The following is a 20,664-nucleotide window of genomic DNA, read 5'->3' as shown; positions in this document are numbered from 1 at the left end:
CGCTGATCGGACGCCAATGTCGCGCTTGGGATGACGACTGGCAGGGTTCAGCCGACCAACAACCTGCTGTTACGCTGTCGGACCAGGGTATTGAGCCCCAGCCCCAGGAGGCTGAGCAACATCAGGCACAGGGCTAGCGTGACCTGCATATCCAGCGGGGTAAGGCTGATGGTTGCACTGGTCAGCCCGCCGACGATGAAGATCAGCACGCTGCCGGCTGAGGCAGACGTGCCGGCCTGCGCCGGAAACAGAGTCATGGCTTGGTTATTGGCTGCCGCCCGGGCAATGGTCGTCCCGGCGGTGCACACGATCATGGGCAGTAACAGAGTGGTGATTGACAAGCCCAGGTGATTGGCGAGCCCCAGCATCAGGAGACCTGCGGCGAGGATCAGGCCCAGCCCCATTATGATTTGCGTCTGCGGGTCGATTCGGTTGCTCAGCATGGTCGCGACGAGTCCGCCGCCAATATAGGCCAGCCCATAGCCCAGCAGTACCAGCGAAAAAGCCTCGGGCGATAAGTGCAACTGGTCGATCAGGACCAGCGGCGAAATGACGATGAACGAAAAGTGGCAGGAAAAAGCCAGCGCCGAGGTTAGCCAATAAGCCATGAAACTGAAGTCGCCCAAGACCTTTCGATAGGATGCGATGAAATTGAAATGCCTGGGTTGACTGCCGGCCGGGGAGCGCTCAAGCAAACGACAGGCGCATGCGAATACGCAAATTGCCAAGGCAATGAACATCAGGAAGCTGCCTCGCCAGCCCATCCAGCTTTGCAGGACGGTGCCGGCCAGGGGCGAAACGGAAATGAAGATGCCGCCGCAGGTGACCAGGAGGATCCGCAGTCGCTGCTGTTCCCGACCGGTGAACAGATCTTGGATCAGCGCTTGGGATAGCACGAAACAGCCACACCCCAAGGCCTGGACAATACGGAACAGCAAAAAAGACCAGTAGGCGTCGGCAAGCATGCAACCTGTTGCTCCAACGGCTGATACGGTGATTTCGATCAACAGCAGGTTTTTCCGCCCCATGACGTCGGAGAGCGGACCGATCAGTAGTTGCGAAAGGGCGATACCCACTGCGAACAGGCTGACGGACAGGGCGATATCGGATGATGGGCTCTGAAAATGCTCGGACAGTGCAGGGAACGAGGGCAGCACCACATCTATCGGAAACACACCCAGCAAGGTCAGCGTCAGCAACAGGCCGACGGCGCCCAGTTTGCGGGCGGCCAGGCGGTTTTGCGGATCAGTCATGTGGCACTCCAAGGCGTACCTGAGGGGAGTTTTCGATCCTAATGCGTCATGTCCGCCAGTGATGGGGAGATTGAGTAGGACGGCTCTGGTAATTGCGTGGGGGTTTTCCTACAGACTTATTCGGACACGCAAAAAAAATCGCAGCCAAGGCTGCGATTGGGGTGTCACTCGACAGGGGGGCGCAGGGCGACTGTCCTGGCCCCGCCCGGCCTTAGCTGTTGGGCAACAACCGGCAGGTAATGCTCTTGATGTAGCGGGTTTCGGCGATGGCCGGGTGTACCGGATGGTCCGGCCCCTGGCCGCCGCGCTCGAGCAGTTGGATGTTGCGGTCCAGATGGCGGGCGCTGGTCAGCAGGATGTTTTGCAGGTCGTCTTCGGGCAGGTGCATCGAGCACGACGCGCTGACCAGGATGCCGTCCTTGCTGAGCAGGCGCATGGCTTGCTCATTGAGGCGGCGATAGGCGCCTTCGCCGTTCTTCAGGTCCTTCTTGCGCTTGATGAAGGCCGGTGGGTCGGCCACGATCACGTCGAAACGCTCTTCGCTGGCCTTGAGCTCCTTCAGGGCCTCGAACACATCGCCTTCGATGCAGGTCAGTTTCTCGGCAAAGCCGTTCAACGCGGCGTTGCGCTCGACGCCATCGAGGGCAAAGGCCGAGGCATCGACGCAGAACACTTCACTGGCGCCGAACGCTGCGGCTTGCACGCCCCAGCCGCCGATATAGCTGAACAGGTCCAGTACGCGCTTGCCCTTGGCATAGGGTGCCAGGCGTGCGCGGTTCATGCGGTGGTCGTAGAACCAGCCGGTTTTCTGGCCTTCCATGACCGGCGCTTCGAACTTCACGCCGTTCTCTTCCAGGGCGACCCATTCCGGCACCAGGCCGAACACAGTCTCGACGTAGCGGTTCAGGCCTTCGGCATCGCGGGCGGCGGAGTCGTTCTTGAACAGGATGCCGCTGGGCTTGAGCACCTGGGTCAGGGCGGCGATCACGTCGTCCTTGTGGGCTTCCATGGTGGCGGAGGCGATCTGCACCACCAGGATATCGCCGAAACGGTCGACCACCAGGCCCGGCAGCAGGTCGGAATCGCCGTAGACCAGGCGATAGAACGGCTTGTCGAACAGGCGTTCGCGCAACGACAGCGCTACGTTGAGGCGATGCACCAGCAGGGATTTGTCCAGCGGCAGCTTCACGTCACGGGACAACAGGCGGGCGCAGATCAGGTTGTTGGGGCTCATCGCGACGATGCCCAGCGGCTTGCCACCGGCGGCCTCGAGGATGGCCTGGTCGCCGGCCTTGAAGCCGTGCAGAGGGGTGGCCGCTACATCGATTTCGTTACTGTAGACCCACAGGTGGCCGGCGCGCAGGCGACGGTCGGCGTTGGCTTTGAGGCGCAGGCTAGGCAGGGACATGACGTCGCTCCGGAAAAAAGAGCGGGAGTATACCGTGTTGAAGTGTACGGCGGGTTTGAAGGGCGATGAAACGTGGGCGCACGCCCTGTCGGCAAGCCGAACACGGAACCTGTGGCGAGGGGATTTATCCCCGCTGGGCTGCGAAGCAGCCCTAAAACCTGGGAACGCGATGCATTAGCCTGACCGAGCCAGCTATTTTGGGGACCGCTTCGCGCTCCAGCGGGGATAAATCCCCTCGCCACAGGTACATCGTGTCCCCGGCTCGACAGTTTGGCAGTGGCCTCGAGTTATCAAGCGGACAACGCGCTGAGCAACTCGCGGTTGAATGCCGGGATGTCATCGGGCTGGCGGCTGCTGATCAACGTGCCGTCCTTGACCACTTCCTGGTCGACCCAGTTCGCGCCAGCATTGACCAGGTCATCCTTGAGGGTCTTGTAGCTGGTCATGGTCTTGCCCTTGACCAGCCCGCTCGACACCAGCAGCCAGCCGCCATGGCAGATCACCGCAATGGGCTTGCCTGCCGCCTCGAAACCCTTGACCAGTTTCTGCGCGTCGGGGTCGATGCGGATGGTGTCGGAGTTCTGCACGCCACCGGGCAGCACCACGGCGTCGTACTGCTCGACATTGGCGGCCTTGAAGGTCAGGTCAATCGGGAAGTCGTCGGCCGGCTGGTCATGGTTCCAACCCTTGACCTGGCCTTCACGGGCCGAAACGATGTCCACTTTGACGCCGGCCTGTTCCAGCGCCTGCTGGGGGCCTGTCAGTTCGGCTTGTTCAAAACCGTCGGTCACCAGGATGGCGACACGTTTGCTGTTCAGGGAGCCTGGCATGAATAAATCTCCTCAAGCTGAGTGACTGGACTGCCGACTCAAGCCTGTAGGCAGGCTTGGCTGTCGGCCCTGTAAAGTCCGAAGCCGATGCCTGGATGAAAGTTCCGCCGATCTACCCGGCGGTGTATCGGATCCATCTTTAAGGGTTAGAATCCCCACCTGACCCAGAGTGTGTACTCATGTCCCAAGAACTTTCCGCCGAACAGATCCAACAGTCCCTGCAAGGGATCAGTGTGCCGCCCCAGCCGCAGATCATGGTGGATCTGCAGATGGAACAGTACATGCCCGACCCGGACCTGGAGACCATCGCCAAGTTGATCTCCCAGGATCCGGGCCTCTCGGGGGCCTTGCTCAAGATCGTCAACTCGCCGTATTACGGCCTGCGCAACAAGATCACCTCGATCCAGCGTGCGGTGAACCTGTTGGGCAGCCGTTCGATCATCAACCTGATCAATGCGCAGTCGATCAAGGGCGAGCTGCACGACGACGCCATCGTCACCCTGAATCGCTTCTGGGATACCGCCCAGGACGTGGCGATGACCAGCCTGACCCTGGCCAAGCGGGTCGGCCTGGAGAATGGTGACGAAGCCTATGCGTTGGGCTTGTTCCACGACTGCGGCGTACCGCTGATGCTCAAGCAGTTCCCCAACTACATGGGCGTGTTGGAAGAGGCCTACGCCAATGCCAGCGCCGAATGCCGGGTGGTGGACACCGAGAACCGCGTGTTCAACACCAACCATGCTGTGGTCGGTTACTACACCTCCAAGTCCTGGCGCCTGCCGGATCACGTCAGCCAGGCCATCGCCAACCACCACAACGCCCTGGCGATCTTCAGCGACGAGTCTTCACGCAATAACAGCCAGCTGAAAAACCTGCTGGCGATCCTGAAAATGTCCGAGAATATCTGTGCGTCCCATCGGGTGCTCGGCAATCAGGCCGAAGACCATGAGTGGGCGTGTGTCGGGCCGTTGGTGCTCGATTACATCGGTTTGTCGGAATACGACTTCCAGACCCAGAAACAGGAAATTCGCGACCTCGCCTCTCGTTGAGTGCGCAGCTTCGCCTGACTCGAGAACCTCATGCCAGAACTGCCGGAAGTCGAAACCACCCGTCGCGGCATCGCGCCCCATCTTGAAGGCCAGAGGGTTAGCCGCGTGGTGGTCCGCGACCGTCGCCTGCGCTGGCCGATCCCGGAAGACCTCGATGTGCGGCTCTCGGGCCAGCGCATCGTGCAGGTGGAGCGGCGTGCCAAGTACCTGTTGATCAATGCCGAGGTCGGTACGTTGATCAGCCATCTGGGCATGTCCGGCAACCTGCGGTTGGTGGAGGTGGGCATGCCTGCCGCCAAGCACGAGCACGTGGACATCGAGCTGGAGTCCGGCCTGGCCCTGCGCTACACCGACCCTCGACGCTTTGGCGCGATGCTCTGGAGCCTCGACCCGTTCAATCACGAATTATTGATTCGCCTTGGTCCCGAGCCGTTGACCGACTTGTTCGATGGCGAACGGTTGTTCCAGCTCTCGCGGGGGCGCTCCATGGCGGTCAAACCGTTCATCATGGACAACGTGGTGGTGGTGGGCGTGGGCAATATCTACGCGACCGAGGCGCTGTTCGCCGCCGGGATCGACCCGCGCCGGGCGGCCGGAGGCATTTCCCGGGCGCGTTACCTGAAGCTGGCGATCGAGATCAAGCGCATCCTCGCCCATGCCATCGAGCGCGGTGGCACTACGTTGCGGGACTTCATCGGTGGAGACGGCCAGCCCGGCTATTTCCAGCAGGAGCTGTTCGTCTACGGTCGGGGCGGGGAGCTGTGCAAGGTCTGTGGCACGGGGCTGCGGGAGATTCGCCTGGGCCAGCGCGCTAGCGTCTGGTGTCCGCGCTGCCAGAGCTGATTCGTCCTACGGTCTATAGTCAGTAGTCATACTGCTGCTAAGCCGAAGGACCGCCCCATGAATCTGTTTCGACCTGTCGTTCTTGCGCTGCTGCTGAGTGTCGGTTTGCCTGCCCTGGCGAACAGCGGCAGCGGCGACCCGCGCTACACCATCCAGAACCCGCCGGCCTTCGCCATGCTCGGCGACCTGCTGATCGCTCGTCCGTTGCTGCTCGTCGCCACGGTGATTGGAACCGGGGCATTTGTGGTGTCCCTGCCGTTTACCGCGTTGGGCGGCGGGGTCAGCGATGCGGGGAAGGCGCTGGTGGTGGACCCGGCGAAGGCCACGTTCGTGCGGTGTCTGGGGTGTGTGGGGGAGGGGTTCGAGCGGCAGGAGTGAGGCTGGCTGTTGGATCTTGGGTGCTGCTGATGGCCCTATCGCGAGCAAGCTCGCTCCCACAAGGGATTTTGCTCAAGACACAAATTATGTGAGCACAGCTAATCCCTGTGGGAGCGAGCCTGCTCGCGATAGGGCCGGCACAAACACTGCAAAGCCACCTGGCTCAAGCCTTGCCAGTAATCTTGCGATATTTCGCCATCAACTGTTCTTCAGTTTCCGGATGGGCTTCATCCAGCGGGATGCAATCCACCGGGCAAACCTGCTGGCACTGCGGTTCGTCGTAGTGGCCGACGCACTGGGTGCACAAGTTCGGGTCGATGACGTAGATCTCCTCGCCTTGGGAAATGGCCTCGTTCGGGCATTCGGGTTCGCAGACGTCGCAATTGATGCAGTCGTCGGTGATGATCAGGGACATGCGGGCTCCTGCCGGGGCGTTGAGCCCGGGCATCTGAAAACGTATGGGCGCAATTGTGCCGCATTGGCGAGCGCAGTGCACGCGGGCGCGATGGACTGCGCTGTGCCGGGCTGCGAAGCGAGTCGCAGCCCGCGGGTCATTTCTTGAAGCGCAGGGTCAGCGCATCGGCCACGGCCGGGTGGACGAACTTGCTGATGTCACCACCCAACGCCGCAATTTCCCGTACCAGCGTCGAGGAAATGAAGGAGTAGCGCTCCGACGGCGTCAGGAACAGGCTCTCGACGTCCGGTGCCAACTGGCGGTTCATGTTGGCCAGTTGGAACTCGTACTCGAAGTCCGAGACCGCACGCAGGCCGCGCAGGAACACGTTGGCGTTCTTTTCCTTGGCAAAGTGCGCCAAAAGCGTCGAGAAGCCGACCACTTCCACGTTAGGCAGGTGCTTGGTGACCTCGCGGGCCAGTTCCACACGTTGTTCCAGCGGGAACAGTGGGTTTTTCTTCGGGCTGGCGGCGACGGCAATGATTACGTGGTCGAACAGGCGCGCGGCGCGTTCGACCAGATCGCCATGGCCCTTGGTAATAGGGTCGAAGGTACCTGGGTACAACACTCGGTTCATCGCGTCGTCCTGGCGGGAGTCCGTTGGGGAGTCGGATGGTATCGCAGCCTTCTCGGTCGGCCAAGTCGGCTGTTGCGTAAGAAAGCACTATAGACGCTGCGAATAATCCGGATAGTCATGGGTTCTTCAGGCGTTCGGCCAGGGCCGTCGCCAATTGCGCGGTCAGCCCGTACACCGATAATTGTGGGTTGGCGCCGATGCTGGTGGGGAACAACGAGCCGTCATGGATCGACAGGTTGGCCAGTTGGTGATGGCGGCCCAGGCTGTCGGCGACGGCGCTTTGCGGGTCTTCACCCATGGCGCAGCCACCCATCACGTGGGCACTGCCCAGGCGCGTGCGATACAAGGCCAGGTCGAGCCCGTCGATCAGCGTGCGGGCTTCGGCCAGGGTCTTTACGTAGCGAGCATCGCTGTGCAAGGGCATGACGGTCTTGGCGCCGCCGGCAAACTGGATCTCGGCCATGCTATGGAAGGCCCGACGCAAGCCATCCCAGGCATACGGTGAAACGGAGTAGTCGAGCACCGGCGTGTCATCGCTGCGCAACTCGACGCTGCCGCCTGGGCTATCCGGATGAAAACCGTCGCGCAACAGCGCCAGCATGGCGTGGGTATGGGGCAGCCGGGACATGTGCAAGGCGTTCTCGGGGCCGTACCCGCCCAATAGTGTGGCGGCGAGGGCCGGGTGCAAGGGCGGGACTTCGAGCTTGTAGGACATTTTGCCGGTGGTTCCGTCCTGCCATTGGAAATGATCCGAATAAATCGATTGCGGCGCACCGTAGAACGGGTTGATGACCTCGTCGAATTGCCCGGCGGACATGTTCACTAAGTGCAGGAACGTGCGCTTGCCCAAGCGTTCATGCGGGTCCGGCGCATCGGAGCGCAACAGCAGGCCCGGGCTGTTGATGCCGCCGCCCGCCAGCACGTAGTGCCGCGCCTTGACGGTGATGCGCCGCCCGGTCGGTGCTACGCAACGTTCGTCCATGGCTTGGCACTCGAGGCCGATGACGGCATCGTTTTGGATCGTCAGGCGTTCGGCCCGCGCCAGGTAAAGCAGCGCGCCGCCCTTGTCCAGCGTGGCCGGGATGGTGGTGACCAGCATCGACTGCTTGGCGTTGGTCGGGCAGCCCATGCCGCAATAGCCCAGGTTCCAGCAACCGCGTACGTTGCGTGGGATAACGTGCCAGGCGTAGCCCAATTGTTCACAGCCTTTGCGGATCACGTCGTTGTTGGCGTTGGGCGGAACGAGCCACGGTGCCACGCCCAGGCGTTGTTCCATCTGCTCGAACCAGGGCGCCATCTCGGCGGGGCCGTGGCCCTTGACGTTGTGCTCGGCAGCCCAGTGGTCGAGGGTCTGGTCGGGCGTGCGGAAGCTGGAGGTCCAATTGATCAGCGTCGTGCCACCGACGGCACGGCCCTGGAGAATGGTGATAGCACCGTCCTTGCTCATGCGCCCGAGGCCTTCCTGATACAGGCTGCCATAGGCCTGGTCTTCGAGCAGCTTGAAGTCATGGCTGGTCTTGAGTGGACCTTCCTCGATCAGCAATACCCGGTAGCCGGCGGCGCTGAGGATTTCCGCCGTGGTGCCGCCACCGGCACCGCTACCGACGATTGCCACGTCCGCTTCCAGGCTCAGGTCCTGGGTCAACTGCGCGCCGTTGTAGGTGGTCCAGCCACGGGCCAGGCCTTCGCGGAAGGGATCGGGTACGGACATGTTTGGGGCCTCTTATTGTTATAAGTTTAGCGATGAAGATCCCTGTGGGAGCGAGCCTGCTCGCGATGGCGTCGGATCAGTTGCGTCTGTATTGACTGACACACCGCAATCGCGAGCAGGCTCGCTCCCACAGGGTTTGGATGTGACTGTTAAACCGTTGGCGGCCCTGGATACCCGCAATGCGCCCAGGCCTCGGGTCGGCTGTACCAGGCCATCATTACCAGTTGCAGCAACGAACTGTGGCCTTGGCGCAGCAGGTCCAGCGAACTGTTTTCCCACCGCCCGAGGAACTGGCGGATGGCGTCGCTGCTGGCGTTTTCCCACGAAACCCAGACCCCGGTCAGTGGCCCGCGGGTGATGCCCAGCGTGAGCACGTCGAACAGCTGGTGCGTGAGCTTGAGCATCGCGGGGGACAAGTGAGCCAGGCCGCTGTCCAGGCTTCGCAGGGTCGCGTCAGTGGCGGTTGGGATTTGTCCGACGGCCACTGCGCCGTCCAGCAGCACGGGGATGATGCTGCGTAAAAATGGCAGGTCGCTGTCGCGCAGGACCGTCAGGCCGTTGGCCGGTTGGCTTGGCGAACAACCGCTCAGGCTGGCGCCCAGGCCGACAGTGGTCAGGAAGGCGCTGGCGCCGAGGCTGAATTTCAGCAGGCCGCGTCGTGACAGCGTGGGTGTATCGATGAGGCTTGGGTTCATTATTGTTATTACCCGGGAAGAGACGCGTCAGCGGACAAACAGCTTCTGGATCAGTTTCTGCAAAGGCTTGCCGTAGGGTGGATAAATCAGCTTCGCCGCGTTGAATCGCTGCTTGGTCAGCACACCCTTGGCCTTGCTGAAGGTCAGGAAGCCCTCATGCCCGTGGTAATGCCCCATTCCCGAGGGGCCGATGCCGCCGAACGGCATGTCGTCCTGGGCGACGTGCAGCAGCGTGTCGTTCAGGCAGACACCGCCGGAATGGGTTTCGTGGAGCACGCGATGCTGTTCGGCCTTGTTGTAGCCGAAGTAATAGAGCGCCAGCGGGCGAGGTCGCTGATTGATGTAGGCGAACGCCTGGTCCAGATGTTCATAGGGCACGATGGGCAGCAGCGGGCCGAAGATTTCATCCTGCATCACGGTCATGTCGTCGCTGACGTTGAGCAACAGACTGTGGGCCATGCGCCGCCCTTGGCCTTGCTCGAACAGCTCGATCAGCAGCGCGCCCTTGCTGGTGGCGTCGCTGATGTATCCGTTGAGCCGCGCCAGCTGTCGTTCGTTGATGATTGCGGTGTAGTCCGGGTTGTCCGTCAGGGTCGGATAAAACCCGCGAACCGCCTTGCGATAGGCCTCGACGAATTCGCCGACGCGGCTCTGTGGCACCAGCACGTAATCCGGGGCGACACAGGTTTGCCCGGCATTCAGGGTCTTGCCGAAGGCGATGCGTTCGGCGGCGTCCTTGAGAGGTACATCGACCGACACGATGGCCGGCGATTTCCCACCCAGCTCGAGGGTGACCGGGGTCAGGTTTTCGGCAGCGGCGCGCATGACATGCTTACCGATGCTGGTGGCACCGGTGAACAACAGGTGGTCGAAGGGCAGCTTGGAAAACGCCATGCCGATCTCGGCCTCGCCAAGCACCACGCATACCAGGTCCTGGGGGAACACCCGGGCCAGCAATTGCTTGAGCAGCAGGCCGGTCGCCGGTGTCGACTCGCTGAGCTTGAGCATCACCCGGTTTCCCGCCGCCAACGCCCCTACCAGCGGCCCGATGGCCAGGAACAGCGGGTAGTTCCACGGCACGATGACCCCGACCACACCCAACGGCTGATACACCACCTTGGCTGACGCCGGTTGGAAGGCCATGCCGACCTTGCGCCGGGAGGGCTTCATCCAACCCCGGAGATGCCGGCTGGCGTAATGGATGCCATGCAGGCTCGGCATCAGCTCGGCCAGCAGTGTTTCGTCGGCGCTGCGGTGGCTGAAATCCTGGCTGATGGCATCGATCAAGGCTTGGCGTTCGTTGCTCAACACCTCGCGCAAAGCCTTGAGCCATTGTCGGCGCTGTTCGGCCGGTGGCATCGGATGGGCGGCATAGGCCTGGCGCTGGGCATCGAAGAGCGACCGCAGCTCGTCCAGTTGTTGTTGAGACTCGTGCAGGTAGGCAATGTCGGCGGGCATCGTCGGGCACCGGATATTATTAGAGTGGGTGTTTTCTAGAGCTTATACTCTAGAAAGTCAATGGCATCCGTGACGGCTGTGGGTTTTTCCTGTGACCGATAGGTCGTAAGATGCCGATCAATGCCTTCGTCGAATTAAAGCCCAAACCATGGCCCCACGAATGAAAACCAGCGAGCGCATCGTGCAAAACAGCCTCGAGCTGTTCAACCAGCAGGGCGAGCGCAGCGTCAGCACCAACCACATCGCCGCCCACATGGACATGTCCCCAGGCAACCTCTACTACCACTTCCCCAACAAGCAGGCGATCATTGCCGTGTTGTTCAGTGAATACGAGAACCTGGTGGACAGTTTCCTGCGCCCGCCCCAGGGCCGTGCGGCCACGGTGGAGGACAAGCGTTTCTACCTGCAGGAGCTGCTGTCGGCCATGTGGCGCTATCGTTTCCTGCACCGGGACCTGGAGCATTTGCTCGACAGTGATCCGGACCTCGCGGCGCGCTATCGACGGTTTTCCCAGCGCAGCCTGATCCACGGTACCGCTATCTATGAAGGCTTCGTTGCCGCCGGCATCCTGAAGATGGACCGGGTGCAGATCGAGTCCCTGACCCTCAATGCCTGGATCATCCTCACATCCTGGGTGCGGTTTCTGTGCACCACGCGGGAAAATTTCAGCCACCTGAGTGAGCAGGCCATCAAGCGCGGCGTCTATCAGGTCCTGGTGCTGGAAGCCGGTTTCGTGACCGACCAGGCGCGCGACGCGGTGGATGCGCTGTTCAAAGAATTCTACGTCCCCCTGGCCCAGACCCTGGAGGAAGGGCAGTAGGACCGATCCCGACTTAGCCACAGGAGCTCACCATGCCCATTGCGCAACTCATCAGTCCTCAAGCCCTCGAACAGCGGCGATCACAGCCCGGGCTGGTCATCCTCGATTGCCGTTTTGCCCTGGAAGACCCGGATTACGGTCAGCGCAGTTATGCCGAGGGGCACATTGCCGGTGCGTCGTTCGCGGACCTTGAGCGCGACCTGAGCGGGTCGGTGACCAAAGGCGTGACCGGGCGTCATCCGCTGCCGGAGCCCGGGGCCTTGATAGAGAGATTCAAGGCCTGGGGGATCGATAACGATAGCGATGTCGTGCTGTATGACGACGGTCCCGGTGCCTATGCCGCGCGGGCCTGGTGGTTGCTGGTGTGGCTGGGCAAGCGCGATGGCGTGTACATCCTCGATGGCGGGCTCAAGGCCTGGCACGCCGCCGGCTTGCCTTTGAGCCTGGATCCGCCGCAGAACCATCGCGGGAATCTCAGCGGTGCGCCGGATGCGAGCCTGCTACTCAGTGCCCAAGCACTGCAACAACGCCTCGGCCAATCGGAAATGACCCTGCTCGATGCCCGGGCGCTGCCGCGTTTCAAAGGTGAAGTCGAGCCGATCGACCCGGTGGCTGGACATATCCCGGGCGCCCAGTGCGCTGCGTTCACCGACAACCTGGGCGCCGATGGCCGCTTCTTGCCGGCCGACCAGCTCAAGCAGCGCTTCGCCGAAAAACTGGGTGAGCGCTCGCCCACCGAGCTGGTGGCCTATTGCGGCTCCGGCGTGACGGCGTGTCATAACCTGTTTGCCTTGTGCCTGGCAGGGTATCCCTTGGGGAAACTGTACGCTGGCTCGTGGAGTGAATGGATCAACGATCCCCAGCGGGGCGTGGCGACGGGCGAATAAGCTCACACCCCAAACCCCTGTGGGAGCGAGCCTGCTCGCGATGACGGTATGTCAGTCAACCTCTATGTCGCTGATCCACCGCTATCGCGAGCAGGTTCGCTCCCACAGGGATTCTTGGTGAACACCCATTTCGCGAACACCCCGGAAAAAATTGTGGGAGCGAGCCTGCTCGCGATAGCGGTGGATCAGTCAACATCAATGCCGCTGATCCACTGCTATCGCGAGCGAGCTCCCACAAGGGATTTGTTTGGGCTGTAAATCTTGCCATGGTCAGCCACGCCCCAGGCTGGCCAGCCAATCGGGAATCCGCCGCTCCAGGTAGTACGCCGGGCGCCGCAGGGTCCCGTCGACAAACCCAACATGCCCGCCCTGGGCGTGAAGTTCGAGCCGGGTCGAGGCGGATAACTCGTCCGGTTCGGGCAGGCTGTGGGGGAATACAAAAGGATCGTCGGCGGCCTGGATGACCAGGGTCGGCGTGCTGATCCCCGCCATGAAATAACGGCTGGAGGCGCGACGGTAGTAGTCCGCCGCATCGGAGAACCCGTGCAGCGGCGCCGTCACCCGGCCGTCAAAATCCCAGAACGTGCGCATGTTCTCCAGCGGGCCAAGCGCCGCCAGGGTCGCCAGGCCTTCGTGGCGTCCGTCGTGCTGGAACTGGCGTTGCTTGCTGCGCACATAGGCCACCAACTGCCGCATGAAATGCGCCTGGTAGAACTTGGAAAATCCCTGGCCGATGCGATCGGCGCACTGGTCCAGGCGAAACGGTACCGAGACCGCCACTGCTCCTTGCAACTGGCTGTCGCGGCCGGTTTCCCCCAGGTGCTTGAGCAACACATTGCCGCCCAATGAATAACCCACGGCAAACAGTGGCGCCAAGGGCCGTCGGGTGCGCAAATGGGCGATGGCGGCGGCCAGGTCTTCGCTGACGCCCGAGTGGTAGCTGCGGGGCAGCAGGTTCGGTTCGCCCGAGCAGCCACGCCAGTTCAAGGCCACACTGGCCCAGCCCTGGCGGCCAAGGGCCTGTTGCAACCCGGCCACGTAAGGTGAGTTGGAAGAGCCGGTCAGCCCGTGCAGCACCAGCACCAGTGGTGCCTCGGCGCTGTGGGGGCCGTGCCAGTCGAGGTCGAGGAAATCACCGTCTTCCAGCCACAGGCGCTCGCGTTGGCGATCGATGTGAGTGGTCTTGCGCCATAACGGGCCCCACAGGGTTTGCAGGTGCGGGTTGCCAAGGCCCGGGGCGGGGACGAAACGTTCGGATGCGGCGGACATCATTCTTGTTCTCGATGCACTGGTCAGCCGTTCAGCCAATGTCCTTTGCCAAACGCTGCCACAACGCGTAATACACCCGTCCGGATTTCTGCTCGCGATGCAAGCGCCAATTGCCCGGCAAGCCCAGGGTGGACGGGGCAGTCTCGCTTTCAGTGTAGACCCAGGCATCGTCGGCCAGCCACTGACGTTCCTCGAGCAGGGTGCAGACCGTCGGCAACAGATTCTGGTTGAACGGTGGGTCCAGGAACACCAGGTCGAAAGGCGTCGCCGGTTGGCTGTCCAGGTAGCGCAGTGCGTCGGCGGTCTGCACCTGGCCTACGGTACAGCGCAGGGTGCCCAGGTGTTCTTTCAGGCTGGAGACTGCCAGGTTGCTGGCGTCCAGCGCCTGGCCCATGGCGGCGCCACGGGACAGCGCTTCGAGAAACAGCGCGCCGCTGCCAGCGAACGGGTCGAGCACCCGGGCACCGGCCACATAGGGGGCGAGCCAGTTGAACAGGGTTTCCCGCACGCGGTCGGGAGTGGGGCGCAGGCCCGGGGCGTCCGGGAAACTCAGGCGCCGGCTGCGCCATTCGCCGCCGATGATGCGCAACTGGTTCACACCGTTGTGCACGGGTTTCTTGCTTGAATTCGATGGACGGGCCATTAGTGCTCCGGAACCCCGAGCGGCTGCTCGGCAGGTTTGTCAGTGGGGGGCGGCAGCGGCTTTTGCGGCACGCTCGGGCCAGCGGTGACGATGACCATCTTGTCGGTGCTCAGGTGCTTGTTCAGTGCGGCCTTGACCTGCTCGACCGTCAGTTCCTGGGACTGGCGCATGAAGTCTTCCAGGTAGCTCAGCGGCAAATCATAGAAACCCATGGCTCCGAGCTGGCCGACGATGTCGGCATTGCTGGCGGTGGACAGCGGGAAGCTGCCCGCCAACTCACGCTTGGCGTCATCGAGTTCTTTTTGGGTGGGACCGTTCTTGAGGTAGTCGGCGAATACGTCCTGCACCAGTTTCAAGGTGCCTTCGCTCATTTCGGCACGGGTCTGCAGGTTGATCATGAACGGGCCGCGGGCCTGCATCGCCGTGAAACCGGAGTACACGCCGTAGGTCAGGCCGCGCTTTTCCCGCACCTCGGTCATCAGCCGCGTGCCGAAACCACCGCCGCCGAGGATCTGGTTGCCCAGGGACACTGCGGCATAGTCCGGGTCGTCGCGGTCGATGCCTAACTGCGCGAGCATCAGGTTGGTCTGCTTGGACGGGAATTCGATGTGGCCGATGCTCGCCTTCGGCTCCACCGGTGGCGGGGTTTTCGCCAGGGCCGGGCCTTTGGGCAGTGCGGCGGAGACCTGGCTGGCCACTGTTTCGGCTTCGGCACGGGACAAATCCCCGACCAGCGCAATCACGGCGTTGCCGGCGGCATAGGCCTTGGCGTGGAACGCCCGGGCCTGGGCCAGGGTGATCGGGGGAATGCTGTCGGCGGTGCCATCGCTGGAGTGGGCATAAGGATGCTCGCCATACAGGCGCTTCATCAGTTCCAGGCCGGCCAGTTTGCCCGGGTTCTGCTTCTGGTATTCGAAACCGTCGAGCATCTGGTTCTTGATTCGGGCGAAGGAGTCGGCGGGGAAGGTTGGCTTGCCGACGACTTCGGCGAACAGCTTCAGCGCCGGTTCACGCTTGTCGGCTGCGCTGAGGCTGCGCAGGGATGCCACGGCCATGTCCCGGTAGGCGCCGTTGCCGAAGTCCGCGCCGAGGCTTTCGAAGCCTTGGGCAATGGCACTGACGTCCTTGCCGGCCACGCCTTCGTTGAGCATGGCGTTGGTCAGCAGCGCGAGGCCGGGGGCGTCGCCGTCCTGGCTGCTACCGGCGGCGAAGGTCAGGCGCAGGTCGAACATTGGCAGCTCCCGGGCTTCGACGAACAACACCTTGGCGCCGTCAGCGGTTTTCCAGGTTTGCACATCGAGCTGGCGCCGACTGGGCGCCTTGTCGTTCAGTTCGAGCAAAGATTGCAGTTTGTTGCCGGACTTGGCCTTGTCCAATGCCTGGCTAGCGTTGGAACTGCTCGAAGGCGACAGGTAAAAGGCCAGCGCGCCGACCAGGGCGATCGATACCAGGCCGATCAGCACCCGGCGCGATGATTGACGCTCACTCATGAGCTTTCTCCTCGGGCAGGACATGCGCAACGCTCAGGCGCGAGCGGGTGAAATACAACTGGGCTGCCTTCTGGATGTCTTGTGGGGTCACGCTTTGCAGTTCGGCGAGTTCGCTGTCCATCAGCTTCCAGGACAGGCCGACGGTCTCCAATTGGCCAATGGCGGTGGCCTGGCTGGTGATCGAGTCGCGTTCATACACCAGGCCAGCGATGACCTGGGCGCGCACGCGTTCCAGTTCGTCGGCGGTCGGGGCAGTGGTTTTCAACTGCTCGAGCAAGCGCCACAGGCCCGCTTCGGCCTGGGCGAGGGTTTTGTTTTTCTGCGTGTTGGGCGTCGCCGACAACGTGAACAGCGAGTCGCCGCGGGTGAAGGCGTCGTAGCTTGACGAGCCGCCGGACACCAGCTCTTCGCCGCGCTCCAGTTGGGTCGGGATGCGGCCGCTGTAACCGCCGTCCAACAGGGCCGAGATCAGCCGCAGTGCGTTGACCGAACCCTTGTCTGTCGCGGTGGCGATGCTCGGTACATTGAAGGCCAGCATCACGCTGGGGAGTTGGGTCTGCACATGCAAGGTGATCTGGCGCTCGCCGGGTTCGGCCAGCTCCAGGGGGATTTTCGCCACTGGCACCGCGCGCCGGGCGATCGGGCCGAAATAACGCTGGGCCAGGGACTTGACCTCGTCTGGCGTCACGTCGCCGACCACCACCAGGGTCGCGTTGTTCGGGGTGTACCAGGATTCGTACCAGTGGCGCAGCTCCTCGACGGTCATCCGGTCCAGGTCGGCCATCCAGCCGATGGTCGGCGTGTGATAGCCGCTGGCCGGGTAGGCCATGGCCTTGAAGCGTTCGTAGGCCTTGGACATGGGTTTGTCGTCGGTGCGCATACGGCGCTCTTCCTTGATTACCTCGATCTCGCGGCTGAACTCCTCCGGCGGCAGGCGCAGGCTGGCCATGCGGTCGGCTTCCAGTTCGAAGGCCACGCCCAGGCGATCACGGGCCAGCACCTGGTAGTAGGCGGTGAAGTCATCGCTGGTGAAGGCGTTCTCTTCGGCACCAAGGTCGCGCAGGATCAGCGACGCTTCACCGGGGCCGACTTTTTCACTGCCCTTGAACATCATGTGCTCGAGGGCGTGGGACAAACCGGTCTGGCCTGGCGTTTCGTAGCTGGAACCAACCTTGTACCAGACCTGGGACACCACCACCGGCGCGCGATGGTCTTCGCGCACGACGACCTTCAGGCCGTTGTCGAGGGTGAATTCATGGGTGGGTTGTGGGTCGGCAGCCAAGGCTGAAAAGGGCAGACAAACTGTGCTGAGCAGCAGGCCTGCGGCGCGGCGGGCAAGAGCATTCATTCGTGTTTAAACCTGTTGGGTTGCCCGCTTGGCCTTAGCCTCAGCGGGCGAGGAGGTGCTAGGATACTGATCCGTTTTACTGGCGGCCACGCCTATCGGGTCTTTTATCGACCCCTGGCTGTTTGGGTTCCTCGGAGAAGCCTCGGGATTGCCTGTTGATCCCGGCGTTTTCGCCGATGATGCCGTACCAGTCCTTCGAAAAAATCGACTTTGAGGTGTCCTCGGGACGCTTCGACAAAATGTTGCGCGTGAACAAGCTGGATGAAACGCAGTCTGTTCAGCATTGAATATTTATCACCGAGGCGCCTTCGTGGCGCGTCGCTACCGTGAGATAGCCGTCCTCCATGTTTGGTTCCAACGACGACAAGAAGACCCCAGCTGAGGCTGGCGAGAAAAAAGGCCTGTTCGGATGGCTGCGCAAGAAGCCGCAGGAAACCGTCGTCGAGCAGCCACAAGCGCTGGCTGAGCCCGCCGCCGAGGCAGTGGCCGAAGAGGCCGCGCCCATTGTCCTGCCGATTGCCGAGCCGGTGCTGCAACCGGTCGAGCCTGAACCTGAACTCGCGCCTGAACCGGTGACCGAACAGCCGCTCACCCCGCCTGCCGGGCACACCCCCTGGCTGACCTTGCCAGTGGCCGAAGAGCCGGTTGCGCTGGTCGAAGACGCGCAGGCCCCCCACGTCACCCCGCCGATTCCGGCCCCGACACAGGCTGTCGAGGCGCCAGTCGTCGAGCCGACGGTCGCAGCCATTGTGCCTGTGGTTACGCCCGCTGCGCCTGAGCCGCAACCGCCTGCTCCAGCCGAGCCCGTCCGTGCTGCCGAGGAAAGCAAGGTTGGCTTCTTCGCCCGTCTCAAGCAGGGCCTGTCCAAGACCAGCGCCAGCATCGGCGAAGGCATGGCCAGCCTGTTCCTGGGCAAGAAAGTCATCGATGACGAATTGCTCGAAGACATCGAGACCCGCCTGCTGACCGCCGATGTCGGTGTCGAGGCCACCTCGGTGATCATCCAGAGCCTGACCCAGAAGGTCGCGCGTAAACAGCTGACCGACGCCGATGCGCTGTATAAGTCCCTGCAAGGTGAGCTGACCAGCCTGCTCCAACCGGTGGAAAAGCCGCTGGTGATTGCCTCGCAGAACAAGCCGTTCGTGATCCTGGTCGTCGGCGTCAACGGTGCCGGCAAGACCACCACCATCGGCAAACTGGCCAAGAAGCTGCAGCTCGAAGGCAAGAAAGTCATGCTCGCCGCCGGCGACACCTTCCGCGCCGCCGCGGTCGAACAGCTGCAAGTGTGGGGCGAACGCAACAAGATCCCGGTGATCGCCCAGCACACCGGCGCCGACTCCGCTTCGGTGATCTTCGACGCCGTGCAAGCGGCCAAGGCCCGTGGCATCGATGTGCTGATCGCCGACACGGCCGGTCGCCTGCACACCAAAGACAACCTGATGGAAGAACTGAAGAAGGTTCGCCGGGTGATCGGCAAGCTCGACGCCGACGCACCCCACGAAGTGTTGCTGGTGCTGGACGCCGGTACCGGCCAGAACGCCATCAACCAGGCCAAGCAGTTCAACCAGACTGTCGAACTGACCGGGCTGGCCCTGACCAAACTCGACGGCACCGCCAAGGGCGGGGTCATTTTCGCCCTGGCCAAGCAGTTTGGCCTGCCAATTCGCTACATTGGCGTGGGTGAAGGCATCGACGATTTGCGCACTTTTGAAGCCGAGCCCTTTGTCCAGGCGCTGTTTGCCGAGCGGGAGCATTCATGATTCGTTTCGAACAGGTCGGTAAACGCTATCCGAACGGTCACGTCGGCTTGCATGAGTTGAGCTTTCGGGTCCGTCGCGGCGAGTTTCTGTTTGTCACCGGCCATTCCGGCGCCGGTAAAAGCACCTTGCTGCGCCTGCTGCTGGCGATGGAGCGGCCCTCCACCGGCAAACTGCTGCTGGCCGGCCAGGACCTGAGCACCATCAGCAATGCCCAGATCCCCTACCTGCGCCGGCAGATCGGCGTGGTATTCCAGAATCACCAGTTGCTGTTCGATCGCACCGTGTTCAACAACGTGGCGTTGCCATTGCAGATCCTGGGCCTGTCCAAGGCCGAGATCATCAAGCGCGTGGACTCGGCCCTGGAGCGTGTGGCCCTGTCGGACAAGACCGACCTGTACCCGGGCGACCTGTCCACCGGCCAGCAACAGCGCGTAGGCATCGCCCGCGCCATCGTCCATCGGCCGGCCTTGCTGCTGGCGGACGAACCCACCGGTAACCTCGACCCGCGCCTGGCGGCGGAGATCATGGGCGTATTCGAAGACATCAACCGCCTGGGCACCAGTGTGCTGATCGCCAGTCACGACCTGGCGTTGATCGCGCGCATGCGTCACCGCATGCTTACCTTGCAGCGCGGTCGATTGATCGGTGACGGGGAGGCTGGCGTATGAGTGCGACTCGCAGCCCGAAAGTGGCCGAACGCGTAGCCCCGAAAGCTTCCGATCCGCAGCCGCAGAAGAAAAAACGCGACGATGACGACGGCCCGGACTTCGCCACGCTGCTGCGCGCCTGGATCGAAAGCCATCGCGCCAGCCTGCTGGACAGCCTGCGGCGTCTGGGCAAGCAGCCCATTGGCAGCTTCTTTACCTGCATGGTGATGGCGGTGGCCCTGAGCCTGCCCATGGGCCTGTCATTATTGCTCAGTAATGTGGAGCGTCTGGGCGGTTCCTGGCAGCGTGCGGCGCAGATTTCCCTGTACCTGCAGATGGACGCGAGTCCCGGCGAAGGCCAGGCGTTGCGTGAACAGATCAAGGCCATGCCGGGCGTGGCCGATGCCGAATACATCGGACGCGAACAGGCGCTTGAAGAATTCCAGCAGCAGTCCGGCCTGGGCGAAGCCCTCAAGGAACTGCCGGAGAACCCGCTGCCGGGCGTGGTGCTGGTGACGCCGAACGAGGTCGACAAGTCGACTCTTGAAGCATTAAGACAAAGACTTTCCGAGTTGCCGAAGGTACAACAGGCGCAACTTGATCTAGTCTGGGTCGAGCGTCTTGCGGCGATCCTCAAGCTCGGCGACCGGTTTGTCTTCGGTCTGACGGTGCTGCTGGTTTCTGCATTACTTTTGGTGATAGGCAATACCATTCGTCTTCATATTGAAAACCGCCGCACCGAGATAGAAGTGATTAAACTCGTCGGCGGTACGGACAGTTATGTACGCAGGCCCTTCCTTTATATGGGCGCGTTGTATGGCTTCGGTGCCGGGATTCTGTCCTGGGGTGTATTGGCGTTCGGCCTGGATTGGCTGAATGACGCGGTAGTGGGGCTGGCCGGTTTGTACGGCAGTGATTTTTCGCTGGCCGGAGTGCCAGTCGCCGACGGTCTGTCGCTCTTGCTTGGCGCGGTGCTGTTGGGTTATATCGGTGCATGGATTGCGGTAGCACGCCACTTGCGTGAGCTTGCGCCAAAATAGGGTTTTTTGCGCGTATTGACCTTTCAGTTTTTGTGGGAACTTGTCCTATGGTTCCCGGTCAATTTTCGCAGTGCTGAACTGCACGAGTTATGTGAGTCGGAGGT

Annotated in this window: 20 protein-coding genes; 8 read left to right on the top strand and 12 right to left on the bottom strand. The window is 62.3% G+C overall.

The genetic code is table 11. From position 1 onward, the window contains the following. Positions 1 to 47 precede the first annotated feature (47 nt). The 3 genes from PBDP_RS28175 to PBDP_RS28165 form a co-directional block, all read right to left on the bottom strand. Positions 48 to 1,253: an MFS transporter gene (locus PBDP_RS28175; RefSeq protein ID WP_212801581.1), complete on the bottom strand. Its 1,206-nt coding sequence runs from the start codon at positions 1,251 to 1,253 to the stop codon at positions 48 to 50. Positions 1,254 to 1,464: 211 nt separating this feature from the next. Next, on the bottom strand, positions 1,465 to 2,661 hold the full coding sequence (locus PBDP_RS28170) for a class I SAM-dependent rRNA methyltransferase (RefSeq protein WP_003206543.1): 1,197 nt from the start codon (positions 2,659 to 2,661) through the stop codon (positions 1,465 to 1,467). A gap of 290 nt (positions 2,662 to 2,951) precedes the next feature. Continuing rightward, positions 2,952 to 3,491, bottom strand: coding sequence for a type 1 glutamine amidotransferase domain-containing protein (locus tag PBDP_RS28165; RefSeq protein WP_163856274.1), 540 nt, complete (start codon positions 3,489 to 3,491; stop codon positions 2,952 to 2,954). Positions 3,492 to 3,724: 233 nt separating this feature from the next. Between PBDP_RS28165 and PBDP_RS28160 the strand changes: the two genes are divergently transcribed. The 3 genes from PBDP_RS28160 to PBDP_RS28150 are packed head-to-tail and all read left to right on the top strand — an operon-like array spanning position 3,725 to position 5,761. Continuing rightward, the gene (locus PBDP_RS28160; protein WP_162893932.1) at positions 3,725 to 4,540 is read left to right on the top strand and encodes an HDOD domain-containing protein; all 816 of its coding nucleotides are present in this window, start codon (positions 3,725 to 3,727) and stop codon (positions 4,538 to 4,540) included. Between the two features lie 30 nt (positions 4,541 to 4,570). Continuing rightward, positions 4,571 to 5,383 carry a bifunctional DNA-formamidopyrimidine glycosylase/DNA-(apurinic or apyrimidinic site) lyase gene (gene mutM / locus PBDP_RS28155; protein ID WP_212801580.1) on the top strand — a complete coding sequence of 271 codons (813 nt, stop codon included), beginning with the start codon at positions 4,571 to 4,573 and terminating at the stop codon, positions 5,381 to 5,383. 57 nt (positions 5,384 to 5,440) lie between these two features. Further along, entirely contained in the window at positions 5,441 to 5,761 is a 321-nt protein-coding gene (locus tag PBDP_RS28150) for a multidrug transporter (protein ID WP_176688962.1), read from the top strand. Positions 5,762 to 5,924: 163 nt separating this feature from the next. Here PBDP_RS28150 and PBDP_RS28145 read toward each other — a convergent pair whose 3' ends face one another. From PBDP_RS28145 to PBDP_RS28125, 5 genes are all read right to left on the bottom strand, one after another. Then, the gene (locus tag PBDP_RS28145; RefSeq protein WP_003206534.1) at positions 5,925 to 6,176 is read right to left on the bottom strand and encodes a YfhL family 4Fe-4S dicluster ferredoxin; all 252 of its coding nucleotides are present in this window, start codon (positions 6,174 to 6,176) and stop codon (positions 5,925 to 5,927) included. A 136-nt stretch (positions 6,177 to 6,312) separates the two neighbouring features. Continuing rightward, positions 6,313 to 6,792: a pantetheine-phosphate adenylyltransferase gene (coaD, locus tag PBDP_RS28140; RefSeq protein WP_109752438.1), complete on the bottom strand. Its 480-nt coding sequence runs from the start codon at positions 6,790 to 6,792 to the stop codon at positions 6,313 to 6,315. 115 nt (positions 6,793 to 6,907) lie between these two features. After that, the gene (locus PBDP_RS28135; protein ID WP_212801579.1) at positions 6,908 to 8,503 is read right to left on the bottom strand and encodes a GMC family oxidoreductase; all 1,596 of its coding nucleotides are present in this window, start codon (positions 8,501 to 8,503) and stop codon (positions 6,908 to 6,910) included. A 149-nt stretch (positions 8,504 to 8,652) separates the two neighbouring features. Beyond that, entirely contained in the window at positions 8,653 to 9,198 is a 546-nt protein-coding gene (locus PBDP_RS28130) for a twin-arginine translocation pathway signal protein (RefSeq protein WP_109752434.1), read from the bottom strand. Between the two features lie 27 nt (positions 9,199 to 9,225). Beyond that, positions 9,226 to 10,656, bottom strand: a complete 1,431-nt coding sequence (locus tag PBDP_RS28125; RefSeq protein WP_109752432.1) for a coniferyl aldehyde dehydrogenase — start codon at positions 10,654 to 10,656, stop codon at positions 9,226 to 9,228. A 148-nt stretch (positions 10,657 to 10,804) separates the two neighbouring features. On the opposite strand from PBDP_RS28125, the gene PBDP_RS28120 reads away from it, so the two are divergent. Together PBDP_RS28120 and PBDP_RS28115 are read left to right on the top strand one after the other, a co-directional pair. Next, the gene (locus PBDP_RS28120) at positions 10,805 to 11,476 is read left to right on the top strand and encodes a TetR/AcrR family transcriptional regulator (protein ID WP_109752430.1); all 672 of its coding nucleotides are present in this window, start codon (positions 10,805 to 10,807) and stop codon (positions 11,474 to 11,476) included. Positions 11,477 to 11,508: 32 nt separating this feature from the next. Continuing rightward, complete coding sequence (locus PBDP_RS28115) at positions 11,509 to 12,363, top strand: sulfurtransferase (protein WP_109752428.1); 855 nt, start codon at positions 11,509 to 11,511, stop codon at positions 12,361 to 12,363. Between the two features lie 270 nt (positions 12,364 to 12,633). Here PBDP_RS28115 and PBDP_RS28110 read toward each other — a convergent pair whose 3' ends face one another. Genes PBDP_RS28110 through PBDP_RS28095 form a run of 4 tightly spaced genes read right to left on the bottom strand, consistent with a single transcriptional unit; the run spans position 12,634 to position 17,113 of the window. Then, positions 12,634 to 13,632, bottom strand: coding sequence for a hydrolase (locus PBDP_RS28110; protein WP_212801578.1), 999 nt, complete (start codon positions 13,630 to 13,632; stop codon positions 12,634 to 12,636). A gap of 31 nt (positions 13,633 to 13,663) precedes the next feature. After that, positions 13,664 to 14,275, bottom strand: a complete 612-nt coding sequence (rsmD, locus tag PBDP_RS28105) for a 16S rRNA (guanine(966)-N(2))-methyltransferase RsmD (protein WP_116833669.1) — start codon at positions 14,273 to 14,275, stop codon at positions 13,664 to 13,666. Further along, positions 14,275 to 15,765 carry a M16 family metallopeptidase gene (locus tag PBDP_RS28100; protein ID WP_109752424.1) on the bottom strand — a complete coding sequence of 497 codons (1,491 nt, stop codon included), beginning with the start codon at positions 15,763 to 15,765 and terminating at the stop codon, positions 14,275 to 14,277. The genes rsmD and PBDP_RS28100 overlap by 1 nt, the downstream gene beginning before the upstream one ends. Next, positions 15,758 to 17,113, bottom strand: coding sequence for a M16 family metallopeptidase (locus PBDP_RS28095; RefSeq protein ID WP_212801577.1), 1,356 nt, complete (start codon positions 17,111 to 17,113; stop codon positions 15,758 to 15,760). The genes PBDP_RS28100 and PBDP_RS28095 overlap by 8 nt, the downstream gene beginning before the upstream one ends. 344 nt (positions 17,114 to 17,457) lie before the next feature. Between PBDP_RS28095 and ftsY the strand changes: the two genes are divergently transcribed. Genes ftsY through ftsX form a run of 3 tightly spaced genes read left to right on the top strand, consistent with a single transcriptional unit; the run spans position 17,458 to position 20,560 of the window. Then, positions 17,458 to 18,873 (top strand): signal recognition particle-docking protein FtsY, encoded by a 1,416-nt coding sequence (ftsY, locus tag PBDP_RS28090; protein WP_109752420.1) that lies wholly within the window; start codon positions 17,458 to 17,460, stop codon positions 18,871 to 18,873. Beyond that, positions 18,870 to 19,541, top strand: a complete 672-nt coding sequence (ftsE, locus tag PBDP_RS28085; RefSeq protein WP_003177474.1) for a cell division ATP-binding protein FtsE — start codon at positions 18,870 to 18,872, stop codon at positions 19,539 to 19,541. The genes ftsY and ftsE overlap by 4 nt, the downstream gene beginning before the upstream one ends. After that, positions 19,538 to 20,560 (top strand): permease-like cell division protein FtsX, encoded by a 1,023-nt coding sequence (ftsX, locus tag PBDP_RS28080; protein ID WP_109752418.1) that lies wholly within the window; start codon positions 19,538 to 19,540, stop codon positions 20,558 to 20,560. Before ftsE ends, ftsX begins: the two co-directional genes overlap by 4 nt. Positions 20,561 to 20,664 lie beyond the last annotated feature (104 nt).

The organism is Pseudomonas sp. St290 (assembly GCF_018325805.1).
GTDB classification, from domain to species: Bacteria; Pseudomonadota; Gammaproteobacteria; order Pseudomonadales; family Pseudomonadaceae; genus Aquipseudomonas; species Aquipseudomonas bijieensis.
The sequence above is the reverse complement of the archived record's forward strand: the minus strand, read 5'-3'. Positions and strand labels throughout refer to the sequence as shown.